This is a genomic window from Leisingera sp. ABM4_060, from assembly GCF_056158765.1.
Window position 1 is genome coordinate 3014503 of record NZ_JBSWTX010000001.1, and the last position, 26469, is coordinate 3040971.

23 protein-coding genes are annotated in these 26469 nt (G+C 64.9%); 10 read left to right on the forward strand and 13 right to left on the reverse strand.

Annotation, left to right across the window (positions count from 1 at the left end; genetic code table 11):
- Nucleotides 1-216 precede the first annotated feature (216 nt).
- Both ACXAEH_RS14395 and ACXAEH_RS14400 read right to left on the reverse strand, forming a co-directional pair.
- Entirely contained in the window at nucleotides 217-513 is a 297-nt protein-coding gene (locus ACXAEH_RS14395; protein WP_475033725.1) for an Rdx family protein, read from the reverse strand.
- Nucleotides 514-516: 3 nt separating this feature from the next.
- Nucleotides 517-1680 carry an acyl-CoA dehydrogenase family protein gene (locus ACXAEH_RS14400; RefSeq protein ID WP_475033726.1) on the reverse strand — a complete coding sequence of 388 codons (1164 nt, stop codon included), beginning with the start codon at nucleotides 1678-1680 and terminating at the stop codon, nucleotides 517-519.
- Between the two features lie 80 nt (nucleotides 1681-1760).
- Between ACXAEH_RS14400 and ACXAEH_RS14405 the strand changes: the two genes are divergently transcribed.
- Nucleotides 1761-2699, forward strand: coding sequence for a GlxA family transcriptional regulator (locus tag ACXAEH_RS14405; RefSeq protein WP_475033728.1), 939 nt, complete (start codon nucleotides 1761-1763; stop codon nucleotides 2697-2699).
- Here the strand turns inward: ACXAEH_RS14405 and ACXAEH_RS14410 are convergent.
- Together ACXAEH_RS14410 and ACXAEH_RS14415 are read right to left on the reverse strand one after the other, a co-directional pair.
- Nucleotides 2696-3892: a hypothetical protein gene (locus ACXAEH_RS14410; protein WP_475033730.1), complete on the reverse strand. Its 1197-nt coding sequence runs from the start codon at nucleotides 3890-3892 to the stop codon at nucleotides 2696-2698. The two genes, ACXAEH_RS14405 and ACXAEH_RS14410, sit on opposite strands and share 4 nt — an antisense overlap.
- 83 nt (nucleotides 3893-3975) lie before the next feature.
- Complete coding sequence (locus tag ACXAEH_RS14415) at nucleotides 3976-4398, reverse strand: VOC family protein (protein WP_475033732.1); 423 nt, start codon at nucleotides 4396-4398, stop codon at nucleotides 3976-3978.
- A gap of 141 nt (nucleotides 4399-4539) precedes the next feature.
- Between ACXAEH_RS14415 and ade the strand changes: the two genes are divergently transcribed.
- The 8 genes from ade to msrA all read left to right on the forward strand — a co-directional run bounded on the left by ade (nucleotide 4540) and on the right by msrA (nucleotide 11737).
- Nucleotides 4540-6342, forward strand: coding sequence for an adenine deaminase (gene ade / locus ACXAEH_RS14420; protein ID WP_475033734.1), 1803 nt, complete (start codon nucleotides 4540-4542; stop codon nucleotides 6340-6342).
- On the forward strand, nucleotides 6339-7805 hold the full coding sequence (locus tag ACXAEH_RS14425) for an AMP nucleosidase (protein ID WP_475033736.1): 1467 nt from the start codon (nucleotides 6339-6341) through the stop codon (nucleotides 7803-7805). The genes ade and ACXAEH_RS14425 overlap by 4 nt, the downstream gene beginning before the upstream one ends.
- 139 nt (nucleotides 7806-7944) lie before the next feature.
- Nucleotides 7945-8232: an HU family DNA-binding protein gene (locus tag ACXAEH_RS14430; protein ID WP_008553440.1), complete on the forward strand. Its 288-nt coding sequence runs from the start codon at nucleotides 7945-7947 to the stop codon at nucleotides 8230-8232.
- A gap of 163 nt (nucleotides 8233-8395) precedes the next feature.
- A complete protein-coding gene (locus ACXAEH_RS14435; protein WP_475033737.1) occupies nucleotides 8396-9019 on the forward strand; it encodes a LysE family transporter in 624 nt (207 codons plus the stop codon).
- A gap of 72 nt (nucleotides 9020-9091) precedes the next feature.
- Nucleotides 9092-9997, forward strand: coding sequence for a DMT family transporter (locus ACXAEH_RS14440; RefSeq protein ID WP_475033739.1), 906 nt, complete (start codon nucleotides 9092-9094; stop codon nucleotides 9995-9997).
- A 112-nt stretch (nucleotides 9998-10109) separates the two neighbouring features.
- A complete protein-coding gene (locus tag ACXAEH_RS14445; protein WP_475033740.1) occupies nucleotides 10110-10673 on the forward strand; it encodes a DUF4202 domain-containing protein in 564 nt (187 codons plus the stop codon).
- 102 nt (nucleotides 10674-10775) lie between these two features.
- On the forward strand, nucleotides 10776-11225 hold the full coding sequence (gene msrB, locus ACXAEH_RS14450; RefSeq protein ID WP_475033742.1) for a peptide-methionine (R)-S-oxide reductase MsrB: 450 nt from the start codon (nucleotides 10776-10778) through the stop codon (nucleotides 11223-11225).
- On the forward strand, nucleotides 11222-11737 hold the full coding sequence (gene msrA, locus ACXAEH_RS14455; RefSeq protein ID WP_475033743.1) for a peptide-methionine (S)-S-oxide reductase MsrA: 516 nt from the start codon (nucleotides 11222-11224) through the stop codon (nucleotides 11735-11737). Before msrB ends, msrA begins: the two co-directional genes overlap by 4 nt.
- A gap of 148 nt (nucleotides 11738-11885) precedes the next feature.
- Here msrA and ACXAEH_RS14460 read toward each other — a convergent pair whose 3' ends face one another.
- The 8 genes from ACXAEH_RS14460 to ACXAEH_RS14495 form a co-directional block, all read right to left on the reverse strand.
- On the reverse strand, nucleotides 11886-13892 hold the full coding sequence (locus ACXAEH_RS14460) for a hydantoinase/oxoprolinase N-terminal domain-containing protein (RefSeq protein WP_475033744.1): 2007 nt from the start codon (nucleotides 13890-13892) through the stop codon (nucleotides 11886-11888).
- 72 nt (nucleotides 13893-13964) lie between these two features.
- Nucleotides 13965-15008 carry a tRNA epoxyqueuosine(34) reductase QueG gene (queG, locus tag ACXAEH_RS14465; protein WP_475033746.1) on the reverse strand — a complete coding sequence of 348 codons (1044 nt, stop codon included), beginning with the start codon at nucleotides 15006-15008 and terminating at the stop codon, nucleotides 13965-13967.
- 69 nt (nucleotides 15009-15077) lie between these two features.
- Nucleotides 15078-15743, reverse strand: coding sequence for an FtsZ-binding protein FzlA (fzlA, locus tag ACXAEH_RS14470; protein ID WP_475033748.1), 666 nt, complete (start codon nucleotides 15741-15743; stop codon nucleotides 15078-15080).
- Nucleotides 15744-15809: 66 nt separating this feature from the next.
- Complete coding sequence (mtgA, locus tag ACXAEH_RS14475) at nucleotides 15810-16547, reverse strand: monofunctional biosynthetic peptidoglycan transglycosylase (protein ID WP_475033750.1); 738 nt, start codon at nucleotides 16545-16547, stop codon at nucleotides 15810-15812.
- Between the two features lie 241 nt (nucleotides 16548-16788).
- On the reverse strand, nucleotides 16789-21321 hold the full coding sequence (gene gltB, locus ACXAEH_RS14480; protein ID WP_475033752.1) for a glutamate synthase large subunit: 4533 nt from the start codon (nucleotides 21319-21321) through the stop codon (nucleotides 16789-16791).
- A gap of 12 nt (nucleotides 21322-21333) precedes the next feature.
- Nucleotides 21334-22110: a hypothetical protein gene (locus tag ACXAEH_RS14485; protein WP_475033754.1), complete on the reverse strand. Its 777-nt coding sequence runs from the start codon at nucleotides 22108-22110 to the stop codon at nucleotides 21334-21336.
- 61 nt (nucleotides 22111-22171) lie between these two features.
- Entirely contained in the window at nucleotides 22172-22603 is a 432-nt protein-coding gene (locus tag ACXAEH_RS14490) for a GFA family protein (protein ID WP_475033756.1), read from the reverse strand.
- Between the two features lie 119 nt (nucleotides 22604-22722).
- A complete protein-coding gene (locus ACXAEH_RS14495; protein ID WP_475033758.1) occupies nucleotides 22723-24162 on the reverse strand; it encodes an NAD(P)-dependent oxidoreductase in 1440 nt (479 codons plus the stop codon).
- 241 nt (nucleotides 24163-24403) lie between these two features.
- On the opposite strand from ACXAEH_RS14495, the gene ACXAEH_RS14500 reads away from it, so the two are divergent.
- Complete coding sequence (locus tag ACXAEH_RS14500; RefSeq protein WP_475033759.1) at nucleotides 24404-25207, forward strand: undecaprenyl-diphosphate phosphatase; 804 nt, start codon at nucleotides 24404-24406, stop codon at nucleotides 25205-25207.
- Nucleotides 25208-25266: 59 nt separating this feature from the next.
- Here the strand turns inward: ACXAEH_RS14500 and ACXAEH_RS14505 are convergent, their stop codons facing one another.
- Complete coding sequence (locus ACXAEH_RS14505) at nucleotides 25267-26259, reverse strand: complex I NDUFA9 subunit family protein (protein ID WP_475033761.1); 993 nt, start codon at nucleotides 26257-26259, stop codon at nucleotides 25267-25269.
- Nucleotides 26260-26469: the final 210 nt, after the last annotated feature.

Genomic DNA, 26469 nt, shown 5'->3' on the forward strand with positions numbered 1-26469 from the left:
TTTGGGATGCCTCCGGCGGGGATATTTTCAGCCAGAAGAAGGGTAGGGATTCATTAACCAGAATTGGCAACTCTGATTGCGCGGTACAGGCGGGGACGCCGATGACCGCGCCAGGAGAAGGCCCCCGGTTGCGGCGCTGCCCTCCGGGGGCTGGATCTGATCTCATTCTTCTTCTGGCCTTCATATATCCTCGCCGAAGGCGAAAAATTCTTCGTTTCAAGTCTCCGGCCGGTCGAGATGGCCCAGATCCCTGTCCGGGTCAATCCGGTCACGCACGCGGGTTTTCAGCTCTTTCACATCAGGAAAGCCGCCGTCCCGTTTGCGTTCCCAGACCAGTTCCTTATCAACATGGATCTCAAAGATCCCGCCCAAATCTCCGGGAACCAGTGTCACCCCGCCCAAGGTGCCTTGGAAGGTCTGCAGCAGCTCCTGCGCCATCCAGCCCGCCCGCAGCAGCCAGTTGCAGCCGGTGCAGTAGGTTATGGTTACAATGGGTTTCCCGGGTTGGGTCATGGATCAGCCTCCGACGGCGCGCAGCATCTCGCGGCTGATGATATGCCGCTGGATTTCACTGGTGCCCTCCCAGATACGCTCGACCCGCGCGTCGCGCCAGATGCGTTCCAGCGGCAGCTCGTCCATCAGGCCCATGCCGCCGTGGATCTGGATCGCCTCGTCGGCAACCATCGCCAGCATCTCGGTTGCCTTCAGCTTGGCCATCGACATGTCGCTCTCGGTGACGGTGCCCTGGTCGAATTTCCAGCCGGCTTCCCAGGTCAGCAGGTTCGCCGCCTTCAGCTCCAGCGCCATATCGGCGAGCTTGAAGGAGATGCCCTGGAACTTGCCGATCTGCTGGCCGAACTGCTTACGCTCAGCTGCGTAGCTGATCGAGTGTTCCAGCGCCCGTTCCGCGCGGCCCAGGCAGGTGGCGGCGACCTGAAGGCGGGTGGCGCCCAGCCAGGTGTTGGCAACCTCAAACCCCTTATCAACCTCGCCCAGAATGGCCGAGGACGGCAAGCGGCAGTCGTCGAACTCCAGCACCGCATTGGTGTACCCGCGGTGGCTGACGTTGCCGTAGCCGTCGCGCACCTCAAAACCCGGCGTGCCCTTGTCGACGAAGAAGGCGGTGATCTTTTTCTTCGGTCCGCGCGGCGTGTCCTCTACCCCGGTGGCCATGAAGCAGATCGCAAAATCGGCAATGTCAGCGTGGCTGATGAAATGCTTGGTGCCGTTCAGGATCCAGTCATCGCCGTCCTGACGCGCAGTCGCCTTCATGCCGCGCAGGTCGGAACCCGCATCCGGCTCTGTCATCGCCAGGCAGTCCCATTTCTCGCCCTTCATGCAAGGAACGAGGTATTTCTCTTTCTGCTCCTCGGTGCCGGCCAGCAGGATGTTCGACGGCCGGGCAACACCTGTCCAGTGCAGCGCATAATTGGCGCGGCCCAACTCCTTTTCATACATCAGCCAGGTCAGGGTATCGAGGCCGGCGCCGCCCACTTCCTCGGGCATGTTGGCGGCATAAAGGCCCGCTTCCATCGCCTTTTTCTGCACATCGCGGATCACATCCATGTCCAGATGGCCGGTGCGCTCAATCTCCGCCTCATGCGGATAGAGCTCCTTCTCTACAAAGGCGCGGGTGGTCTCAACGATCATCGACTGTTCTTCGGTCATCCCGAACTGCATGGCGGTCTTCCTTCGGCAAATCTGTTGCGGATCAGACTAGGCGCCTTGCACCCCCGTATCATGCAGAGTTAGACATAATCATGCGAAGTTGGACAAAAGATAACGCTGCGGCGCAGCAAACGGATGTGCTGCTGTTTGATGCCTTCTCCGCCCATTGCCTGGCCAACACGGTGGAGCCGCTGCGCGCCGCCAACACATTCGCCGGTCGGCAGGTCTATGCCTGGCGGTTCCTGACGCTGGATGGCGGGCCTGCGGTGTCGTCCTCAGGGATGGAGGTGCGGGCGCATGGGAAACTGGCCGATTGCAGCGGCGATTTGCTGATTGCGATGCCGTCATACGACTTCCTGCGCCATGCCACGGTGGCCACGGCGCGGGCGCTGAAGTCCGCCGCGCACCGCTACAGGGTGCTGGCGGGTTTCGACACCGGCGCCTGGTTGCTGGCGCAGGCAGGGCTGCTGGACGGGCAGCAGGCGACAATCCACTGGGAGGAACTCAGCCGCTTTGCCGAAGCCTTCCCGGAGGTGCTGGCCGAACGCGCGCGCCAAGTCTGGGACGGCAACCGCATCACCTGCACCGGGGCGCTGGCGGCCTTTGACACCATGATGGAGCTGATTGGCGAGCAGCACGGTGCCGCGCTGCGGCTGGAAGTGGCCACCCTGTTCATGAGCCCCGAGGCGACCGAAACGCAGGATCCAATCCTGGCCCGCAGCAAACCCGTGGCCCGCGCGGTGGCGGTGATGCAGGCCAATCTGGAAACCCCCTTGCCCATCGCCGCGGTGGCCCGGCAGGCGGGCCGCAGCCAGAAGGACCTGGAGGCCCGGATGAAGGCAGAGCTCGGCGCCACACCGCAGGCTGTTTACCGGCGTTTGCGCCTGATCCAGGCCAGAAAGCTTGTGTTAGAGACGAATCTGAACATCTCCGAGATCGCCCTGCGCTGCGGTTATGACGACCCGAGCGCCCTCACACGGGCCTTCAAGGCAGAATTTGGAACCACGCCCCGCATCTTGCGCAGCAGTTAGCCCTGCTTCGCCGCCATCCACAAATTCAGCCGCCATAGCCCCCAGGCCAGCGGGATCGCTGCCAGCCCGCCGATCACATAGGCCAGCGGCTCATCTGCGAAGGATTCGAACATCTGCGTATAGCCATGGATCGCGGCAAAGGTCAGGGCTGCATTGAACAGCCCGCGCTGGTGCCGCTGCGCCGCCCAGAAGATCACCATCGCCAGAACCGCCGCCCAGAGCACGGAATAGACGTTCTCGGAAATGAACAGCGCGCTGTCGCGGAAGGCCTCGCGGGCAGCTTGGTAACTGTCCCAATCGTCGTACTCGCTGCTGTAGTAGCGGCTTCCCGGTCCCCACACGGATTCGCCAACCACATCGCCCCAGAGCGAGCCGACCAGCGCGCAGAGGTTTGCCACCACAAACCCCAGGATCGCCAGGATGAGCAGGTGCCGCGCATCGCGCTCCGCCAGCCGGGCAGCACCCCAGACACAGAGCACGATCAGCAGCACCATCTGCAGAATTGTCAGCGTCGACTCGGGCGAATAGAACACATAGGCCGCATGGAAATAGCTGGTGCCGGTCTCCAGCATCTGAGCAAAAGGCGCAATCGCCAGCGCAGTGACAAAGCGCACATCCACCTGCCAGCCGGCCGCGGCCAGCGCCGCTGCATAGTATAGCAGCGCCAGATTGCGCAGCGGCGAGCCGATCTCATATTGCTGCAGCAGCAGCTCAATCCCGCCCAGATGCATCGCCAGCCCCATCAGCAGGATCGCCCCCAGCACAAACCCCGCCGACCAGGCGCCGTGCCGCCAGCGCCAGGTGCAGATCAGCGCCACCAAGGCGCCGCCGGGCATCATCACCCAGCCGGCAATATCCTCGTATTTGTCCACCAGCTCGATCGAGGCGCCGCCCAGCAGCATCCCCGCCCCGATCAGCGTCGCGGAATTGCCGAACATCCGCAGCATCTCGCCGCCGCGGGCCAGCACCGCCAGCCCGCCGCCCAGCATCAGCACGCCGGTCACCGCCACCGCCAGCGGATCGGCCAGCCAGAAGATGAAACCGGATGTTGCTGCGACAATCCCGAAACACAGGATCGCATTCACCGCCAGCGACACCATCACCTCCCGCGAACGCGCCTCGATCCTGCGGGCCTGTTCCGGGGTCAGAATCCCCTCTTCAACCAGGGCAGTTGTGTCGGCAATGGCGTGCATCAGCGGTCCCTCGCGGCATCCCAATGGGTCCGCCCAGCATGGACCGGCCTTCGCCTCGTGAAAAGGGGAGGAATTCCCGGCCCTTACCCCTTGGGCCGGCTCGGCACCCAGGCATAGCCGTTTTCACACAGGATATAGGCCTCGCGCAGGCCATGCGGCTTGTCCGCGGGCGCTTGCAGGATGCTGAACCCAGCGCCTTCGGCCCGGGCCGCCGCCGCATCGGGATCGCTGTCATACAGCCGGATCTCGATCCCGGCCCCGCGCGGCGGATTCTCGGGCACCAGCCCCAGCAGCGGATTTTCCGCATAGGTGCCGTCGCTGTGCAGCTGAAACACCTGATTGCCATAGGTCACGATGGCAAAATCCTGGGTGACCTGATGGCCCGTCAGGCCAAAAACAGTCTCTAAAAAGGCAATTTCCGCCGGAACATCGCGCACCAGAATGTTCAGCCCGATCCCGCGCAGGGAGCGCCCGAAACTGTCGCCGTCTACCGTTTCATAATCCATGCTGCCAGCTTCCGGCGGAAAGCCCCGCCGGGCAAGATAAAAAACGGCAAGGTCTTGCCGCTCGCCACCATAGGTTGTGAAGTTTCCGCAACATGGCGCCAAAGCCCTTGCACTCCGCCGCACAATCCTAACAATTGGAATATGTCAGAGCAGATATTCCCAAGCTGGCCCGAGTCCGCCCCGAAACTGATCAATGTTGCCGCCGGCCGCGCACCGGCCGATGTGGTGATCCGGCAGGGGGTCTGGGTCAACGTCCACACCCGCGAATGCCTGCCGGACCATGATATCGCCATCGTGGCAGGCCGCATCGCCTACGTGGGGCCGGATGCCTCCTACTGCACCGGGCCGGACACGCAGATCATCGAGGCAGGCGGCCGCTACATGATCCCGGGCCTGTGCGACGCCCATATGCATATTGAGTCCGGCATGCTGACGCCTGCGGAATTTGCCCGCGCGGTGATCCCGCATGGCACCACATCCATGTTCACCGACCCGCATGAGATCGCCAATGTGCTGGGTCTGGACGGGGTGCGCTATATGCATGACGAGGCGCTGATGCAGCCGGTGAACATCTTCACCCAGATGCCCAGCTGCGCGCCCTCGGCGCCCGGGCTGGAGACCACCGGGCATGAAATCACCCCCGAGGATGTGGCAGAGGCGATGAACTGGCCGGGCATCATCGGTCTGGGCGAGATGATGAACTTCCCCGGCGTCGCCAACGCCGACCCCAAGATGCTGGCCGAAATCGCCGCGACCCAGCGCGCGGGCAAGACCGTGGGCGGCCACTATGCTTCCCCCGACCTCGGCCCGGACTTCGCGGCCTACGTGGCCGGCGGCCCGGCAGATGACCACGAGGGCACCTGCGAGGCCGACGCCATTGCCCGGGTGCGCCAGGGGATGCGGTCGATGATGCGGCTCGGCTCTGCCTGGTACGACGTCGAAAGCCAGATCACCGCGGTCACCGAGAAGGGGCTGGATCCGCGCAACTTCATCCTCTGCACCGATGACTGCCACTCCGGCACTTTGGTCAACGACGGCCATATGAACCGGGTGGTGCGCCACGCCATTGCCTGCGGCTGCGACCCCGTCGTCGCCTTGCAGATGGCCACCATCAACACCGCCACCCATTTCGGGCTGGAGCGCGAGATCGGCTCCATCACCCCAGGCCGCCGTGCCGATGTGATCCTGACCTCTGACTTGCGCGAGCTGCCCATCGAGGTGGTGATTGCCCGCGGGCAGATCGTGGCGGAATCAGGCTCTATCAAGGTGGATTGCCCGCATTTCGACTGGCCCGCCAGCGCCCGCGGCACCGTGCATCTGGGCCATGAGCTGACCGCCAAAGACTTCGAACTGGCCGCGCCGGAGGGCGCCAATGCCGTCACCGCCAATGTGATCGGCGTGGTCGAAAACCAGGCCCCGACCAAGGCGCTGCAAGCAGAGCTGCCGGTCAGGGACGGGCTGGTCGAGGGCACAGATGAGGCCTGCCAGATCGCCCTGGTCGAGCGTCACCGCGCCACCGGCGGCGTCACCAACGCATTTGTCTCGGGCTTTGGCTACCAGGGCCGCATGGCGATGGCCTCCACCGTGGCCCATGACAGCCACCATATGATCGTGGTCGGCACCGACCGCGCACAGATGGCACTGGCCGCCAACCGCCTGGCCGAGGTCGGCGGCGGCGTCACGCTCTACCAGGACGGCAAGGAACTGGCACTGGTCGAGCTGCCGATTGCCGGCCTGATGTCCGACAGCCCCGCCACCGAGGTTGCCGCCAAGGCAGAAAAACTGGGCGAATCCATGCAGGCCTGCGGCTGCACCTTGAACAACGCCTATATGCAGCACTCGCTGCTGGCCCTGGTGGTGATCCCGGAACTCAGGATCTCTGACCTCGGCCTGGTGGACGTCCGCACTTTCCAGAAAATTCCGGTAATCGAGCCTGCCCAATGATAACAACAAAACACCCCGGCCACCCGGCGGATGAAACCTTCAACGACGCCACCGAGGCGGTGGACCGGCTGGAGCTGCTGTACCGGCAGGCCACCGGTTTCATCTGCGAGGAATTCGCCCGCGCCATGGCGGACGGCGCCCCGGACAACCAGCGCATCCGCGCCTATTATCCGGAGATCCGGTTTTCCACCCTGACCTTTGCCCAGGTGGACAGTCGCCTCAGCTTTGGCCATGTCTCGGCGCCCGGCAATTATGCCACCACGGTGACCCGGCCGGACCTGTTCCGCAATTACCTGATCCAGCAGATCAACCTCCTGATCCGCAACCACGGCCAGCCGGTGACCATCGGCGTCTCAGACACCCCGATCCCGGTGCATTTCGCCGTCGCCTCCCGCCCCGACCTCACGGTGCCGCAGGACGGCGCGGCGGGGTTCACCCTGCGCGATGTGTTCGACGTGCCGGATCTGGCCACCACCAATGACGACATCGTCAACGGCACCTATCAGCCCGCCAACGGCACCGGCCCGCTGGCGCTGTTCACCGCCCAGCGCGTCGACTACTCGCTGGCCCGGCTCAGCCATTACACCGCCACCAGCGCCGAGCATTTCCAGAACCACGTGCTGTTCACCAACTACCAGTTCTACGTGGCCGAGTTTGAAGCCTACGCCCGCGCCCAGCTCGCCGATCCGGACAGCGGCTACACCAGTTTTGTCAGCACCGGCAATCACGAAATCACCGATGCCGCGGCAGAGATCCCGGAAAACGGCAAGCTGCCGCAGATGCCCACCTACCACCTCAAGCGCAAGGACGGCGGCGGCATCACCCTGGTCAACATCGGGGTGGGCCCCTCCAACGCCAAGACCGCCACCGACCACATCGCGGTGCTGCGCCCGCACGCCTGGCTGATGGTCGGCCATTGCGCCGGCCTCAGGAACACCCAGGCGCTGGGGGACTTCGTGCTGGCCCACGGCTACCTGCGCGAAGACCACGTGCTGGACGACGACCTGCCGATCTGGACCCCGATCCCGGCGCTGGCAGAAATCCAAGTCGCGCTGGAGGAAGCGGTGGCAGAGGTCACCGAATACGAGGGCTATGACCTCAAGCGGATCATGCGCACCGGCACCGTCGCCACCATCGACAACCGCAACTGGGAACTGCGCGACCAATCCGGCCCTGTGCAGCGCCTTTCCCAGTCCCGCGCGGTGGCACTGGACATGGAAAGCGCCACCATCGCCGCCAACGGCTACCGCTTCCGGGTGCCCTACGGCACGCTGCTGTGTGTGTCCGACAAGCCGCTGCATGGCGAGCTGAAGCTGCCGGGCATGGCGTCGGACTTTTACCGGACCCAGGTTGCGCGCCATCTGCAAATCGGCATAAGAGCAATGGAACGCCTGCGCGGCATGCCTTTGGAGCGGTTGCACAGCCGGAAACTGCGCTCGTTTGACGAAACTGCCTTCCTTTAGGGGCGAAAAACGCAGATTTCCCCGAAAAAATGCCTGTTTTGCCGCCTCCAACGCACACAAGAAGTTGTGTTAGCTCACAACATAACGATAATGTCGCGCAATGAGGCCCCACAGTTCGGGCAGTTTAAGGAGACGAAGAATGTCCAAACCGATGACCAAAACCCAGCTTGTGGCCGCTCTGGCCGAGGAAATGGGCAGCGACAAGAAAACCGCTGGCTCCGCGCTGGAAGCAGTCTGCTCGCTGATCACCCGCGAAGTGTCGGGCGGCGGCGCCGTGACTCTGCCGGGCGTCGGCAAGATTTACTGCCGCGAGCGCCCCGAGCGCGAAGTGCGCAACCCGGCCACCGGCGAGAAGTTCACCAAGGAAGCCGACAAGGTGGTCAAGATGACCATCGCCAAAGCGCTGAAAGACAGCGTCAACGGCTGAGACCGGAGATCATCCGGACGGTTTCAGGGCTGCCCTCTGCGGGCGGCCCTTTTCTTTTGCCGCAGCAGTCCCGGCTGACAGTTCGCCCGCCGCCGCAGCGTTCCTGATTGCAAAGGCCGGCGCAGAGGCGCACCCTGCCGCCACGCCGCAAGGGAGCCGCGCCATGGAAGACGTCAATCTGATCCTGATTCTGGGCGCCGCCCTGCTGGCCGGCGTCAGCCCCGGCCCCGCCACCCTGACCATCGCCGGCACCTCCATGCAGCGCGGCCGCGCCGCCGGGCTGGCGCTGGCAGCCGGGGTCAGCACCGGCTCCTTGATCTGGTCGGTCTCCGCCGCCTTCGGGCTTGGCGCGGTGATGCTGGCCAATGCCTGGATGTTCGAAGCCGTGCGCTATTTCGGTGCGGCCTATCTGATGTATCTCGCCATCCGCTCCGCCCGCTCTGCCTTGCGGCCCGGCACGCCGGACCTGCGCCCGTCTTCTGCCGCCTCCCTGCGCGCCGCCTTTGCCAAGGGGCTGGCGCTGCATCTGACCAATCCCAAGGCCATTCTGTTCTTCGGCTCTGTCTATGCCATCGGCATCCCCCCCGGCACCGAACCCTCGGTGCTGCTGGTGGTGATCGGCGCCATCGCGGTGCAAAGCACGCTGGTGTTCCACGGCTATGCACTGCTGTTCTCCAGCGCCGCAGCCAGCCGCCTGTACCTGCGCCTGCGACGCGGTTTCGAGGCCGTCTTTGCCGCCGCCTTCGGCGCCGCCAGCTGGCAGATTCTGGTGGCCCGGCTGGGCTGACCACCAGCTTCAGCCCGCTTGAACTCTGCCTCCAATTCCCCGAAGGTCTGCCGCAGCAGGAAGGAATTCACGATGGACGCACGCGCAATTGCCATGGGGCTGGCCTTTGCCCTGATGTGGTCCTCGGCCTTCACCTCGGCCCGGATCATCGTGCAGGATGCCTCGCCGCTGTTCTCGCTGGCGGTGCGCTTCCTGATCTCCGGCCTGATCGGTGTCGCCATTGCCCGTGCCATGGGCCAAACTTGGCGGCTGACCCCCGGCCAATGGCGCGCCACGGTGATCTTCGGCATCTGCCAGAACGCGCTCTACCTCGGCCTGAACTTCGTCGCCATGCAATGGATCGAGGCCTCGCTGGCCGCCATCATCGCCTCCACCATGCCCCTCTTGGTGGCGCTGGCCGGCTGGATGCTGTTCGGCGAACGGCTGCGGCCCCTGGGCTATGCCGGGCTGGCGGCAGGCATTCTGGGTGTTGCCCTGATCATGGGCACCCGCCTCAGCGCCGGCGTCGATATGCTGGGCGTTGGTCTCTGCGTCATTGGCGTCCTCGCCCTCACCACCGCAACGCTGGCTCTGCGCGGCGCCACCTCGGGCGGCAACTTCATGATGGTGGTCGGGCTGCAGATGCTGGTCGGCTCGGCCATCCTGTTCATCGCCGCGCCGCTGACCGAAGAGATTTTCGTAACCCCCACCTGGCGCCTGGCCGCGGCCTTTACCTACACCACCATTGTGCCGGGGCTGATGGCCACCTTCATCTGGGTGCTGCTGCTGAACCGCATTGGTGCGGTGCGCGCCGCCACCTTCCACTTCCTGAACCCGGTGTTCGGCGTTGCAGTTGCCAGCGTGCTGCTGGGGGAAAAACTCGGCCCCCTCGACCTGCTCGGCGTGGCCATCGTCACCGCTGGCATCCTGGCCGTGCAGCTGGCGCGGCAGCCCGCCCCGCCGCCAGCAGAGCCCTCCCGCGCGGCAAAACCGGGCTGACGCCCGTCCCTGCCCCTTGGGCCCGGCGCCGCTGCCGCGGCGCGGCCCCGTTGCAAGTCCTTGCGTTTCCGCCGTAACCTGATCCCCAAAGACATAAGCAGGAGGACGCGGCATGAGCGCGCAACTATCCCAGGTGCTGGACGCCATCGACGCCGCCAATGCCAAGGACCCGACCCTGGAAGACGGCAAGCCCGCCGCGCTGCTTTACGGCCAGCGGATGAGCACGGAGCAGCAACGCCTGTTCCCGGACGCAGCCGAACCATTGCAGATCGCCGCCCGCGGCCAGCATGTGGAGCGCTGGAAGCTGGAGCGCAGCGCCTTCCCCGAAGGCCGGGCCGGCTATCTCGCCTGGCGCAAGGCAGAGGCAGAGCACCACGCAGACGTGGTCACCGCCCTGATGCAGGACGCAGGCTATAGCGCAGAAGACGTGGACGCCGCCGCAAAGATGCTGCGCAAGGAAGGCATCAAGCGCGATGATCAGGTGCAGGCGCTGGAGGACATCATCTGTTTTGTCTTCCTGAAATGGTACTTTGCCCCCTTTGCCGCCAAACACCCCGCAGACAAGGTGCAGCGCATTGTCGAAAAAACCGCCCGCAAGATGTCAGCAGACGCCCGCGCCCGGGTGCTGAGCGAATTCACCCTGCCCGCAGAGCTGGCCGGCGCCTTCGCTGCCTGAGCAGCCCAAAACACGGCTTTGCGAGCCGCCTGTAACAGGGATTTGCATTTCCGCATCCAGACCCCATGTTCTGCACCAAACGCGAACAGGCGGGAGGACATCATGACCAAATACTTCAAAAACCCCGACGCCATCGCCGCGCTTTCGGAAGAGGAATTCTACGTGACCCAGAATTCCGGCACCGAACGCCCCGGCACCGGCAAGCTGCTCTCCAACAAGGAGCCGGGCATCTATGTGGACATCGTCTCGGGCGAGCCGCTGTTTGCCTCCTCGGACAAATACGAAAGCGGCTGCGGCTGGCCCAGCTTCACCAAACCCATTGAGGCCGCCCATATCCAGGAACTGGAAGACCGCACCCTCGGCATGATCCGCACCGAGGTGCGCTCCACCCATGGCGACAGCCACCTGGGCCATGTCTTCCCGGACGGGCCGATGGACCGCGGCGGCCTGCGCTACTGCATCAACTCCGCCTCCCTGCGCTTTATCCATCTGGACGACATGGAGGCAGAGGGCTATGGCGCCTATATCAACCAAGTGGAGGCCGCAACATGAGCACCACCGAACGCGCCGTCCTGGCAGGCGGCTGTTTCTGGGGCATGCAGGAACTGATCCGGCACCGTCCCGGCATCATCAGCACCCGCGTCGGCTATACCGGCGGCGACGTGCCCAATGCCACCTACAAGAACCACGGCACCCACGCCGAAGGGATCGAGATCATCTTCGACCCCGCCGTCACCTCCTTCCGGGAACAGCTGGAGTTCTTCTTCCAGATCCACGACCCGACCACGCCGAACCGCCAGGGCAACGACCTCGGCGCCAGCTACCGCTCGGCGATCTATTACGCGGACGAGACTCAGAAGCAGGTGGCGCTCGACACCATCGCCGACGTCGATGCCTCCGGCCTCTGGCCTGGAAAAGTGGTCACCGAGCTTGAGCCGGTGGGCGATTTCTGGGAGGCCGAGCCCGAGCACCAGGACTACCTGCAACGCCTGCCCAATGGCTACACCTGCCATTTTGCCCGCCCCGATTGGGTGCTGCCGAAACGGGATGCCGCCGCAGAATAGGCTCTAACAAGGCCCTACCTTCAGCCCCGCCATCCGGCGGGGCTTTTCGTTTCCAGAGTATTCCAAACCCCGGCTCTTCTTCTGGCCCTAAATATCCCCGCCGGAGGCAGCGGGTTTTCCACGAAAACCCGCTACACCGAGACCGAAGTCAATCGTGCGCCACCCGCGGGCGGCCGCTGGCTTCCACCGTCAGGGAGCCTTCAAAGAAGACCTCCTTGCCCTCCACCTCGGCGGTGCGGATGTCGCGTTCCGTATGCAGGTGAATATCCTCGGCTCCCGCCGCTTCCGCCGCGCCGCGGGCCTCATCCGTCAGCGCCGCCTCCAGCGCTTCCATCGCCGCATCGGCGCTTTGGAAATCCTCCGGCCCGCTTTCCAGATGCACCCGGAACCGGCCCTCCGAGGGCGCCGTCACGGTGCCGCTGCGCCGCATCGTAATCCGGCCGACCACCGCGCCAATGGCGTTGGCGACACCGGCGTGCTCCGGCAGGATCATCTTGCAATGCAGCCGCTCGCCCACCGCCGGGTAATAACTCGGCGCCGAGGCGCCCAATCCCACCACATCCACGTTTACCGACGCATCCAGCGCCAGCAGCCCGCGGTGCCCGGCCAGCCCGCGCCGCATCAGCACATGCCGCGCCAGCTGATCCGCAGGCAGGCCGAAATCCTCGGCTTCTTCGGCAAAAGCAGACTCCAGCAAGGTCAAAGCCGTCTGTTCGGTCAGCTGATCAATGATCATCTGCGCCAGCGTCTGCGCGTCCTTTGCCACCATGTCGCCGCTGCCCAGCCGCTTGCGCGCCACCAGCGTCATCGCCTTTTCCGCCGCCTCCCGGTCCCAGGCCTCGACCCGGCCCAGCACGTGGCTCGCATCCGACGGCGTGATGCCCGAGACCTGCACCAGCCCGCGGTCCACCAGCCGGTTCAAGGATCCCTGCTCCATCCGGGTCCGCAGGATCTTGCCCAAGGGGTGCACATGCATGCCGATCCGCGCCAAAAGCCCGGCCTCGCGTTCGCTCAAGCCCGCCACCGGCACCCCGGGCACCGCGCGCACAAAACGCCCGTCATACTCGCCTACGGTGGAGGCCCGCAGCTGCTCATCCAGCGCCGCATGCACCACCTCGGGCGCGTCAGTCGCAATCAGCGACACCGGCACCACCCGGCGCGGCCCCAGGAACAGCCCGCCAGCCATGCCGCTTGCCTGCAGATGCACCTGGCTGTCGCCGCCCAGACCCGTGGTGCGCATCGCCACCGCCTCAACCATGGTGCGGAAATCACCAACACGGGCACCGGCCGGGTCAATGGCTGGCTTGCCGTCCTTGATCAGCGCCACATCCGTGGTGGTGCCGCCAATGTCGCTCACCAGCGCATGCTCCACCCCGGTCATCCAGCGCGCGCCCACGATCGAGGCCGCAGGCCCCGACAGGATCGTCTCGATCGGCCGCTCCCGCGCCTGCTCGGCACTCATCAAGGCGCCATCGCCGCGCACCACCATCATCGGCGCCTCAATACCCATGTCGCCCAGCGTGTCCTGCGCCCGTCCGATCAGACGGTCGATCATCCCGATCAGCCGCGCATTCAGCACCGCCGTCACCGCCCGCTTCGGTCCGTTCAGCTTGGCCGACAACTGATGCGAGCAGGTCACCGGCGCGCCGGTCAGCTCGTGGATGATCCGTGCCGCCTCAACCTCATGTGCCGGGTTGCGGGTGGCAAAAACCCCGGCAACCGCAAAGCCGGTCACCCCGGGCCCCTCGGTGCGCAGAAACGCCTCCAGCGCCGCCACGTCCAAGGGCGCCGCCTCGCTGCCCGCATGGGTATGGCCGCCCGCCAGCACCAGCGCCGGATCGCCCTTCAGCGCGTCCCGCAACCCGTGCCGGTCCAGATCATCCTCTTTAAAGCCGATATAGATCAGCGCCACCCGGCCGCCCTGGCCCTCGACCAGCGCATTGGTGGCCAGGGTGGTGGACAGCGCCGCCAGCGACACCTCCTGCGGCTGCACTCCCGACTGTTCCAGCACCGCCCGGATCGCACCGCCAACGCCAATCGCCAGATCCTGGCGCGTCGTCAGCGACTTGGCCGAGGCGATCACCTCTTTCTCGTCACGGATCAGCACCGCATCGGTATAGGTTCCGCCCGTGTCCACTCCCAGCAACAGCGCCATGCCCGGTCCTCTCAAACTTTGTTCGCCGGACCGGGTGTAACGCCTAATTGCGCCGCGTCCATCCTGTTTGCGTCACGAAAGCCTTTGAACCGCCCAGGCCGCCGCATCCGCCACCGCCGGGTCCGGATCCCCAGTCAGCCCCTGCGCCACGGACCGCAGCTCCGGCCGCCCGGAATTACCGATGGCATAGAGCACATTGCGCACAAAACGGTCCCGCCCGATACGCTTAATGGGAGAGCCGGAGAACTTTTCCCGGAACGCAGCATCCTCCAGAACCGCCAGCTCTGCCAGCCGCGGCGCCTTCAGCTCCTCGCGCGCGGCATAGCGCATGTCGCTGGCCGCCACCGCAAACTTGTTCCAGGGACAGGCCGCCAGACAGTCGTCGCAGCCATAGATCCGGTTGCCCAGCTTGCTGCGAAGCTCTTCCTCGACCGGCCCTTTATGCTCAATCGTCAGGTAAGAAATGCAGCGCCGCGCATCAACCTGGTAAGGCGCCGGAAAGGCATCGGTCGGGCAGCTGTCCAGACAAGCCCGGCAGGACCCGCAACGATCCCGCTCCGCCGCATCCGCCGGCAGCTCCAGCGTGGTGAAAACAGAGCCTAAAAAGGCCCAATTCCCCCAATCCCGGCTCACCAGGTTGCTGTGCTTGCCCTGCCAGCCCAGGCCCGCCGCCTGTCCCAGCGCCTTCTCCGGCACCGGCGCTGTGTCGACAAAAACCTTGACCTCGCAAGGCTCTCCGGCCTCCGCAATCAGCCAGCGCGCCAGCCGCTTCAGCCGTTTCTTGACCAGATCGTGATAATCCTTGTTGCGGGCATAGACAGACACCGCGCCGCGATCCGCCTGCCCCACCACCGCCATCGGATCTTCCTCCGGCGTGTAACTTTCGGCCAGCATGATCACTGAGCGCGCCTCCGGCCACAGCTCAGCCGGGTCGCCGCGCCAATGGGTCCGTTCCGCCATCCAGCCCATCTGACCGTGATACCCGGCCTCAAGAAAGGCCTGCAGCCGCCCGGGCACCTGCGGCACATCCCACGGGCGGCAGATCCGGCAGGAGACAAACCCCTCCGCCAGCGCCTGCGCCACCAGTTTATCCTTGATGCCGGCTCGCTCTTTCATCTTGCCAAAAATACTCCGGGGGAGCGGCCCGCCGGGCCGCGGGGGCAGCGCCCCCTAACCCCGTTGATATCAGAAATCCAGGTCGGTGTAATGCGGCGGCGGCCTAAAGCCCGGCACCTGATCAGCCAGGATCGACCGGAACGCAGGCCGCGACTTGATCTTGGCATACCAGTCCTTGACCACCGCCGAGCGGTTCCAGTCCACATCCGAGATATAGTCCAGCGACGACAGATGCGCCGCGGCAGCGAAATCCGCCAAAGTCATCATGTCGCCCGCCAGCCAGCGCCGGTGGTCCAAGAGCCAGGCCATGTAATCCAGATGGTACTTGATCGCCTTGGCACCGGCCTTGACGTTGCGGCTGTCCGGGTAGCCCTCGCCGGTGATCTTCTTGTTCACCCGCTCGTACAAAAGCTTCGAGGTCACCTCATGGTGGAACTTGTCGTCAAACCAGCTGACCAGGCGGCGCATCTCATACCGGCCCTCGGCATCCTTGGGCATCAAGGGCGGCTCGGGCCGGGTTTCCTCCAGGTATTCGCAGATCGCAGCGCTTTCGGCCATCATCTGGCCATCCAGCCGCACCACCGGCACCTTGGCGGCCGGGTTGCGGCGCAGGAAATCCGGATCCTGCTCCCAATAGCGCTCCTCGACCAGCTCTACCTCGATCTTCTTTTCCGCCAGCGACAGCCGCACCTTGCGGCAATAGGGGGACAGGGGAACGTGGTACAGGCGCGCCATGGCTACAGGGGGTCTCCAGAAAACTTACAACGGTTGTTTCAGCAATGCCTTGGCCGGGGCAAAGATTCAATCCTCGAAACAGCTTGAGCGGCCATCCGCCCGGATGGTGGCCGCCCCGTCCTGGATCTGACCGGCGCGGCGCTGCACAAAACTGCTGGGGCGGCGGGCGGAGCGTTCCTTGGGATTGGGCAGCACCGCGGCAATCAGCGCCGCCTGGCGCGCGCTCAGCTCATCCGGGCCCACCCCGAAATACTTGCGCGATGCCGCCTCGGCGCCAAAGACGCCTTCATCCATTTCGGCCACATTCAAATAGACCTCCAGAATGCGCCGCTTGCTCCAGACAATCTCCACCACCGGGGTCAGCAATGTCTCCAGAACCTTGCGCGGCCAGCTGCGGCCTTGCCACAGGAAGACGTTCTTCACCACCTGCTGCGAAATCGTCGAGCCGCCGCGCGCACCGCCCGCGGCAATCGCGGCCTGGATGGCGCGGGCATCAAACCCCCAGTGGCGGCAGAACTGCGCATCCTCCGCCGCAACCACCGAACGCGCCAGCACCGGCGCGATTTCCTCCAGCGGCACCCACATCCGGTCCACCTCGCCCAGACGGCGCTGTTCAGCCCAGATGGTATGGGTGACGGGCGGGTTCACCACCGAATAGAGCAGCACCAGAACCATGAAAAACGCGGCCACGCCCAGCGCAGCCCTCAGCAGCCAGCGCCGCAGCCGGCGCAGCGGCTGAAGCTTTCCCCTCGCCGCCTTCTTACTGCTCTTGGCTTTCTTCTTATTTGCAACTGCCTTGGCCATGACCCTCTATAAGACGGCGGCAGGACATTCACAAAGGCTGAGTTCGCCACCTGCTGCAATCCGCTGCCGGGGAGGCGGCGGGACGGCACAGCCAGGGGGCGCTGCCCCCGCGGCCCGTTGGGCCGCTCCCCCGGGATTTTTCGGGCCAGAAGAAGACCGAATCCTCAGCGCCCCTGCCGCCGGGCAGCAAAAAGCCCCGCAACTGGCAGCTGCGGGGCTTGTTTTTAGTCTCTAACCAGGCTTATTCGGCGGGAACGGCGGCCTGCTCCTGCATCACCGGATGTGCCAGCTTGTCGAGCATCTCCTTCGGGCAGACCTGCAGGAAGTTCGCCTTTTCCACGTCCCAGTTCTGCAGGATGTCCGCCGCCTTGCGGCTGCCGGTCTCGTTCAGATGGCGGGCGATCAGGCCTTTCAGCTCCGCCTCCCAATGGGCCACGGTCACCGGGCAGGTCACCAGTGATTCCATGTTCATCACGGTCTCGGCCTTGCGCTCCGGATCATAGAGATAGGCCATGCCGCCGGTCATGCCCGCGCCAAAGTTTGCGCCGATCGACCCCAGGATCACCGCCACACCGCCGGTCATATACTCGCAGCCGCAAGCACCGCAGCCCTCGATCACCACCTTGGCGCCGGAGTTGCGGACCGCAAAACGCTCGCCCGCGCGGCCCGCGGCAAACAGGTAGCCATCGGTGGCACCGTACAGAACAGTATTGCCGATGATGGTGTTTTCCGAGGCGGTCAACGGGCTCACCTGCGGCGGACGCACCACGATGGTGCCCCCTGACAGCCCCTTGCCGACATAATCGTTGGCATCGCCCGACACCTCCAGTTTCAGCCCCGGTGCCGCAAAGGCGCCCAGCGCCTGGCCGGCGGAACCTTGCAGCTTCACCGTCAGGTGGTCCGGCTGGAACGAATTCCGCATGCCGAAATTGCGCACGATATGGCTGGAGGTGCGGGTGCCCACGGTGCGGTGGGTGTTCTGGATCGCATAAGACAGCTGCATCTTCTCGCCGTCCTGCAGGAAGCGGGCGGCATCGCGCACGATCTCCGCATCCAGCGTGTCCGGCACCTCGTTGCGGGCGCGCTCGCGGTCGTAAACGATGTCCGCGGCGCCATCGACGGTGATCAGCAGCGGGTTGAGGTCCAGGTCATCCAGATGCGCCGAGCCGCGCGACACCTGCGCCAGCAGGTCGGCCCGGCCGATCACCTCGTCCAAGCTGCGGGCGCCGATGGAGGCGAGGATTTCGCGCACTTCCTGGGCGTAGAAGGTGATCAGGTTCACCACCTTGTCGGCGTTGCCGGTGAATTTGGCGCGCAAGCTCTCGTCTTGGGTACAGACGCCCACCGGGCAGGTGTTCGACTGGCACTGGCGCACCATGATGCAGCCCATCGCGATCAGGGCCGCGGTGCCGATACCGTATTCCTCGGCCCCCAGCATCGCCGCCATCACGATGTCGCGGCCGGTGCGCAGGCCGCCGTCGGTGCGCAGCGTCACCCGGTCGCGCAGGTTGTTCATCGCCAGCACCTGATGCGCCTCGGTGAGGCCCATCTCCCACGGCAGGCCCGCATATTTGATCGAGGTCGCAGGCGACGCGCCAGTGCCGCCGTTGTGGCCGGACACCAGGATCACGTCCGCCTTTGCCTTGGCAACGCCAGCCGCGATGGTGCCAACGCCCGAAGACGCCACCAGCTTCACCGTCACCTTGCAGCGCGGGTTGATCTGCTTCAGGTCATAGATCAGCTGCGCCAGATCCTCGATCGAGTAGATGTCGTGGTGCGGCGGCGGCGAGATCAGGGTCACGCCCTTGGTCGAATGGCGCAGGCGGGCAATCAGGTCGGTGACCTTCATCCCCGGCAGCTGGCCGCCCTCACCCGGCTTGGCGCCCTGGGCCACCTTGATCTCCAGCTCCTCGCACTGGTTCAGGTATTCAGCGGTGACGCCGAACCGGCCCGAGGCCACCTGCTTGATCTTGGCCGAGGGGTTGTCGCCATTGGGTTCCGGCACGAAATGCGCCGGATCTTCACCGCCCTCGCCGGAATCCGACTTGGCGCCGATCCGGTTCATCGCCACGTTCAGCGTCTTATGCGCCTCGGGGCTCAGCGCGCCCAGCGACATGCCCGGGGTCACGAACCGTTTGCGGATCGAGGTGATCAATTCGACCTCTTCAATCGGCACCGCCTTGCCCAGCGGCTTGATCTGCAACAGGTCGCGCAGGTGGATCGGCGGGTTCGACTGCATCTTGGCCGAATACTGCTTCCACAGCTCGAATGAGGCTCTGTTGCAGGCCATTTGCATCATATGCATGCTGGTGGCTTCCCAGGCGTGGGTCTCACCCGACTTGCGCGCCTTGTAGAAACCGCCGATCGGCAGCACGTTCTCGGTGGTGTTCCAGGCCTTGGCGTGGACCTCCTCCGCCTTGGTCTGGATACCGGTCACACCGATGCCGGAAATGCGGCTGGTCATGCCCGGGAAATACTCGGCACACATGGCACGGCTGAGGCCCACGGCCTCAAAGTTCAGCCCGCCGCGGTAGGAGGAGACCACCGAGATCCCCATCTTGGCCATGATCTTGAGCAGGCCCTGGTCGATGGCTTCGCGGTAGCGCGCCACGTTTTCGGTCAGGCTGCCATCCAGCAGGCCGCGCTCGATGCGGTCGGCCAGCAAATCCTCGGCCAGATAGGCGTTTACCACGGTGGCGCCGCAGCCGATCAGCACCGCAAAGTAATGCGGGTCGATGCATTCGGCGGAACGCACGTTCAGCGAGCAGAAGGTGCGCAGCCCCTTGCGGGTCAGATGCGAATGCACGGCAGAGGTGGCCAGGATCATCGGCATCGCCACCCGGCCCGCCCCGGAATGCTGGTCGGTCAGCGCGATGTGGCCGGCACCGGAACGCACCGCCTCTTCGGCCTCGGCCCGGACCCGTGCCAGCGCCGCGCTAAGCGCGCCCTGGCCCGGCTCGAATGTACAGTCGATCTCGGCCAGCGGCGCGTTCAGCTGATCCATCAGCATGTCCCACTGGGCGTTGCCGACAAACGGGCTTTCCAGCACGATGATCTCGGTCTGGCTGCTGTCCTCGTCCAGCACGTTCTTCAGGTTGCCGAACCGGGTCTTCAGCGACATCACCCGGAATTCGCGCAAAGAGTCGATCGGCGGGTTGGTCACCTGGCTGAAGTTCTGGCGGAAGAAATGGCTCAGCGGGCGGTACATCTTGGACAGCACCGCCGACGGGGTGTCATCGCCCATCGAGGCCAGCAATTCCTTGCCGTCCTCGGCCATCGGCGCCAGGATCTGCTCCAGCTCCTCGATCGAATAGCCGGCCGCGATCTGGCGGCGGCGCAGTTCCTCGCCGCTGAACAGCGGCTGCTCGGTGGCGCTGGCCAGCGTTGCGTCCAGATCGTTGATCCGCTTGACCCAGTCGCCGAACGGCAGCGCACGGGACAGTTTGTCCTTGATCTGGGTATCGTTGTAGAGCTTGCCCTTCTGCATATCGACGGCCAGCATCTGGCCTGGGCCCAGCGCGCCCTTCTCCACCACCGATGCCTCGTCGATCGGCACCATGCCCGCCTCGGAACCGGCAATCACCAGCCCGTCGCCGGTCACCACGTAACGCATCGGGCGCAGGCCGTTGCGGTCCAGGCCCGCGCAGACCCAGCGGCCGTCGGTCATTGCCAGCGCGGCCGGGCCGTCCCAGGGCTCCATCACCGAGTTGCAGTAGGAATACATGTCGCGCCAGGCCTGCGGCAGCTCCACCGCCTGCTTGGACCAGCTTTCCGGCACCAGCATGGTTTTTGCCATCGGCGCCGAGCGGCCCGCGCGCACCAGAACCTCAAACACGCCGTCCAGCGCCGCGGAGTCGGATGCGCCGCCTGCGATGATCGGCTTGATGTCCTCAGCATGGTCGCCAAAGGTCGCCGACGCCATGCGGATTTCATGGCTCTTCATCCAGTTGACGTTACCCTTCAGCGTGTTGATCTCGCCGTTATGCGCCAGCATCCGGAACGGCTGCGCCAGCCACCACTGCGGGAAGGTGTTGGTGGAATAGCGCTGGTGGTAGATCGCAAAGGCAGAGGCAAAACGCTCATCCATCAGGTCCGGGTAGAACACCGCAACCTGCTCGGCCAGCATCATCCCCTTGTAGATGATCGAACGGCAGGACAGCGACGCCAGATACAGCCCGCCAATGCCGGCCGCAGCAGCGGCCTTCTCGATCCGGCGGCGGATCACATAGAGCTCGCGCTCAAAGGTTTCCTCGTCCACCCCCTTGGAGTTGGAGATCAGGATCTGCTCAATCTCAGGCCGGGTCGCGTTGGCCTTCTCGCCCAGGCAGGACACATCCACCGGCACATGGCGCCAGCCGTAGATGAAATAGCCCATCCGCAGGATTTCAGTCTCGACGATGGTCCGGCAGGTCTCCTGCGCGCCAAAGTCGGTGCGCGGCAGGAACACCTGGCCCACCGCCATCAGCTGATCCTGGCGCGGCTCGTGGCCGGTGCGGCGGATCTGGTCATAAAAGAACGGCACCGGGATCTGCACATGAATGCCCGCACCGTCACCGGTCTTGCCGTCAGCGTCCACCGCGCCGCGGTGCCAGATCGCCTTCAGCGCGTCGATCCCGGCCTCAACCACCTTGCGGCTGGCCTTGCCATCCACCGAAACAACCAGGCCCACACCGCAGGAAGAATGCTCTTCTTCCTCGGAATAGAGACCGTTTTCGGCCATAAACTTGCGCTTGGCTTCCTCAGCCTTGACCCATGCGGCATCAAATTTGGTCATGACGTTCTCCGATTAACTGGTGGCGTAGCTGACAGCTGCGGCCGGTTGACTGGTCGGATCCAGGGCGCGCTCGCCCCAGGCGCGGGGCACCGCGCGGATCCGTTGCATTAGTGTGTTCACCTGGTCCCGGTCGTCCTGCCAGACGGCTTCGATCACCGGGTACAGCGCCCCTGCCTCGCGCAGCGGGTCAATGACATCGTGGGTGCCGCGGTCGGCCAGGTAGTGATCAATTCCGGGACCTTGCGGGAAGGCCTGCCAGTGCCGCGCATCCTCGGGATTGCGGCGCCCGTGCAGCAGGGTATAGCGGGTATCGCCGCCCATCGCCTGATCCAGCGGCGGGCGGGTGAAGTGTTCGATCCGGCGCCGCGCCGCGATCCAGCGCTGGTCTTCCGGGAAGGTCTCCGGGCGCGGGCAGAATTGCGGCGCCAGCGCCAGCGCGCGGCCTGCGCCCAGGCCGGCGGCAAAGGACAGCGCCCCGTAGCCGCCCATCGACACGCCCACGGTCATCAGCCGGCGCAGCCCGTGGCGCTGCACATATGCCGCAACGGTCTGCAGCAGCGCCGCAGCCAGCCCTTCGCCCTGGAACCAGCCCTGGCGGCGGTCGGTGACAAAGATGCAATGCCGCGCACCGCCGTCCGAGGCGCTGCGGGCAAATTCCATCAGCCCGCGCTTGGCGGCATTGGCGTTGTAGCTGGTGAACACGATCATCCCGCCGTCGCCGCGGCCTTGCAGCGCACGGATCTCCAGCGCCGCATCGCTGTGCAGACGCTGCGATCTCAGGCGGAACATGGCCTGGCGGAGGGATTTGCGTAGCTTCAGCCGCATGGCAATCAGCGCGGGGCCCGGGGCCTCACGCCTCCTCCTTGCTGGTCTGGGTGAACATTTCGATCACCTCCGCCCCGGTCAGCTTGCGGCAGCTGCTGTCAAAGGCATAGCCCGCAGGCTTCTTGTCGACATAGATCTCCAGCCCCAGCGCGTTGCCGCCGGCGTTTTCGAACAGGCCGGCCGACATCTGCGTCTGGCCCTTATGCTCGCCCGAGGTCACCCGGTACCACAGCGACGATCCGCATTGGCCGCAAAACGCTCGCTCAGCCCAGCTTGAGGATTGATAGGTCTGCACCGGCCCCAATGCGGCATAACCGGATTCAGCCTGAAAACTCAGATAGGGGCCGCTGCCCCAGCGCTGGCACATTTCGCAGTGGCAGGCCGAGACGGAGGCGCGCGCAGGCGTGGCGGTGACGGTCACCGCGCCGCACAGGCATTGTCCCTTCAACTCACTCATGTCCGTCTTCCTTCTGCTGGCTTGGTCAGCATTGCTGACCTTGCTGCGCTAACTCTCTGCCGCGCCGGTGCACAGGCAGTGCACAGGGGGTGCACAACCGGTGTACGGGGGGTGCCGCCTTATTCCGCGGCCACCGCGGCCTTGCTGTTGAACCGCTCCAGGATCGCCTCGGCGCAGTCGCGGCCGTCCTTGATCGCCCAAACCACCAGCGAAGCGCCGCGCACGATGTCGCCCACCGCATAGACGCCGTCCAGCTCGGTAGCGCCGGTCTTGAACGCGGCCTTCACGGTGCCCCAGCGGGTCACCGGCAGCTCCGGCTGGTTCCACAGCACGGGCAGTTCTTCCGGCTCAAAGCCCAGGGCTTTGATCACCAGATCGGCCTCTTCCACGTAATCCGCGCCTTCAATCACTTCCGGTGCCTGGCGGCCCGAGGCATCCGGCTGGCCCAGCCGCATCTTCTGCACCATCACGCCAGCAACCTTGCCGCCCTCATCGGTAAAGCCCTTGGGCGCCGACAGCCATTCAAAGACCACGCCTTCTTCCTCGGCGTTCTGGGTCTCGCGCTGCGAGCCCGGCATATTGGCCCGGTCGCGGCGGTAAAGGCATTTGACCGAAGTCGCGCCCTGGCGAATCGAGGTGCGCACGCAGTCCATCGCAGTGTCGCCGCCGCCGATCACCACAATCTTCTTGCCCTCGGCATTCAGGTCGCCATTGTCGAACTCGGCAACCTCATCGCCAAAGCTCTTCTTGTTCGACGCGCACAGGAAATCGATCGCCTTGACGATGCCCTCCGAGCCGCTGCCCGGCATCGCCAGATCGCGCGATTTATAAACGCCGGTGGCGATGATCACCGCGTCATGCTTGCCGCGGATCTCTTCAAAGGAAATGTCCTCGCCCACGTTGCAGTTCAGCTTGAACGTCACGCCGCCGTCGGCCAGCAGCTTGTTGCGGCGCTCGACCACGTCCTTTTCCAGCTTAAAGCTGGGGATACCGTACATCAGCAGCCCGCCGGCGCGGTCATAGCGGTCATAGACGGTGACCTGCACACCGGCCTTGCGCAGCATGTCCGCCGCCGCCAGCCCGCCGGGGCCGGCACCGATGATGCCAACGCTTTCGCTGCGTTCGGCCAGCGGTGCGGCCGGTTTCACCCAGCCGTTTTCCCAGGCGGTGTCGGTGATGTATTTCTCGACCGAGCCGATGGTCACGGTACCGTGGCCCGACTGCTCGATCACGCAGTTGCCTTCGCACAGGCGGTCCTGCGGGCAGATGCGGCCGCAGATCTCCGGGAAGGTATTGGTGGCCTGGCTGGTGGCATAGGCCTCTTCCAAACGCCCGGTGGCAGTCAGCCGCAGCCAGTCGGGGATATTGTTGTGCAGCGGGCAGTGGCTTTGGCAATAGGGCACACCGCACTGGCTGCAGCGGCTGGCCTGCTCCTCGGCCTTGGCGGCAGCGTACTCCGCGTAAATCTCGTTGAAGTCTTCCTTGCGTACACTTGCGTCACGCTTTTGAGGCATGTCGCGTTCGATCTGCACGAATTTCAGCATCGGTTGCTTGGCCACGGGCTGGACTCCATCGTTTGTCTGGCTGCGCAGGCACCTTTGCAGGTACGGGCACGTTTTATGTCAACTGTGCTGACCTATTTTGCCAGCGCTTGATTTCTGATAGCGTGTTTGGCGGAAATGTACAGGATTTTTAGGTCCGAATCGGTCTCAAATACGGACTTTCCAATTCGGGACCGGGATTTATACAGAGTCGCGACAGTTTACGGCCCATCCGCGGCCACCATGGGACCTTCGTTTTATGCCGCTTTTTCAATTGATCCTGGTTGCGCTGATCCAGGGTGTTACCGAATTCCTGCCCGTTTCCTCCTCCGGCCACCTGATTCTGCTGCCCGGGTTGACCGGTCTCAAGGACCAGGGCCAGGTGATCGACGTCGCCGTGCATGTCGGCACCCTGGCCGCCGTGATGATCTATTTCTGGAGCGATGTGCGCGACGGGCTGGCGGGCCTGCCGCGGGCGCTCACCGGCCGCACCGACACGCCTGGGTCGCGGCTCGCCATGGGGCTGATCATCGCCACCATCCCCACCGTGCTGGCTGGCGCCGCACTGCATTTCACCGGCCTCAGCGATGCCTTGCGGTCGATGGCGGTGATCGGCTGGACCATGCTGGGCTTTGGCCTGCTGCTCTATTGGGCCGACCAGAAAGGCGCCGAGGTCAAGGCAGCACAGGATTGGGGCCCGCGCGATGCGCTGATCATGGGGCTGTGGCAGATGCTGGCGCTGATCCCCGGCACCTCGCGCTCAGGCATCACCATCACCGGCGCCCGCCAGCTGGGCTACACCCGCGAGGACGGCGCCCGCATTGCCATGCTGATGTCGATCCCGACCATCATCGCCTCCGGCGTGCTCCTGGGGGCCGAGGTGGTGCTGGAGGCCAACACCGCCCTGATGCGCGACGCCGCCATTGCCGCCGCGCTGGCGATGCTATCGGCCCTGGCCGCACTCAGCCTGATGATGCGGCTGCTGCGCTCGGTCAGCTTCACGCCTTACGTGATCTACCGGGTGATCCTGGGCGTGATCCTGCTGGCGGTGGCCTACAGCTAAGCAAACAAAAAGCGCGGAGGCGCCCCCCGCGCTTTCAACAATTCAGTCCGGCTTGCGGATCAGGCGCCGTTCTTGCGCAGATTGCGGGCCGAACCGGTCATCTCGTCATACTGGCCGGAGGGGCGGAACTTCCACAGGTAATCCGGCAGCACCGAGCCAGCCGTCACCGGGCTGATGCCCAGATCATCAAACCCCTTGGCCCCGTCCGAGACCACATTGTCCGATTTCAGGCTGCACAGCTGGTCGCGGGTCAGGATCTTGTTTTCGATCAGCTGGAAGCTGGCAAACTGCAGCACGTCAAAACCGAAGGCCACCAGGTGGGCAACCGGCCGCGGCAGCGACAGGATCAGGCGGCGGCGGTGGATCACCTCCAGCATCTGCGCCATCAGCGCGCGGAAGCTCTTCACCTCCGGCCCGCCCAGCTCATAGATGCCGCCCTCAGCCTCGCCCAGCACGCCCTTGACCGCGGCCTTGGCCACATCATCGGCAAACACCGGCTGGAACAGGGTGCCGCCCGCCGCAATCGGCAGCAGCGGCGACAGGGTGGCCATGCCGGCAAAGCGGTTGAAGAAACCATCCTCGGGCCCAAAGATCACCGACGGTCGCAGGATCACCGCAGCCGGGAAATGCTGCCGCACGGCCGCCTCGCCCGCGGCCTTGGTGCGGGCGTATTCGCTGGCAGCCTCTGCCGAGGCGCCGATGGCGGAAATATGCACCAGGCTGGCAACACCCTGCTGCGCGGCGATGCGGGCAATCCGGCCCGCGCCCTCGGCATGGATGGCGCCAAATGTGTTCTTGCCCAGCTCGTTCAGCACGCCGACGCAGTTTACCACCGCATCCGCCCCCTGCATCACCGCCGCCACCGAGGCATCGTCGCGGACATTGCAGAACACCGGCTCAACCTGGCCCGGCACGCCGTAGGGCTTCACATGCATGGCTTCGTTGGGACGGCGCACCGCAACCCGCACCCGCCAGCCTTCCTTGGCCATGCGCCGGGCGATGTAACGGCCCACAAAACCGGATCCGCCATAGATCGTGACCAGTCTGGACATCATTTGGCTCCTGAATTTAGCTGCCCTTATGCTCTAGCGCCGCAACGGCCGCCAAACAAGGCGCAAAACACGGGCTTTTCGCCACAATGGCCGTGGAATTTGCAGCTCCCGTTAACAGGGCCCGCTGAATTGCCGGAATTGGTTAACCCCGCCTTCAGCCTTGTCGCGGTAAGGAAAATTGATACACACAGAATGCGCGTTTTCCGAGTG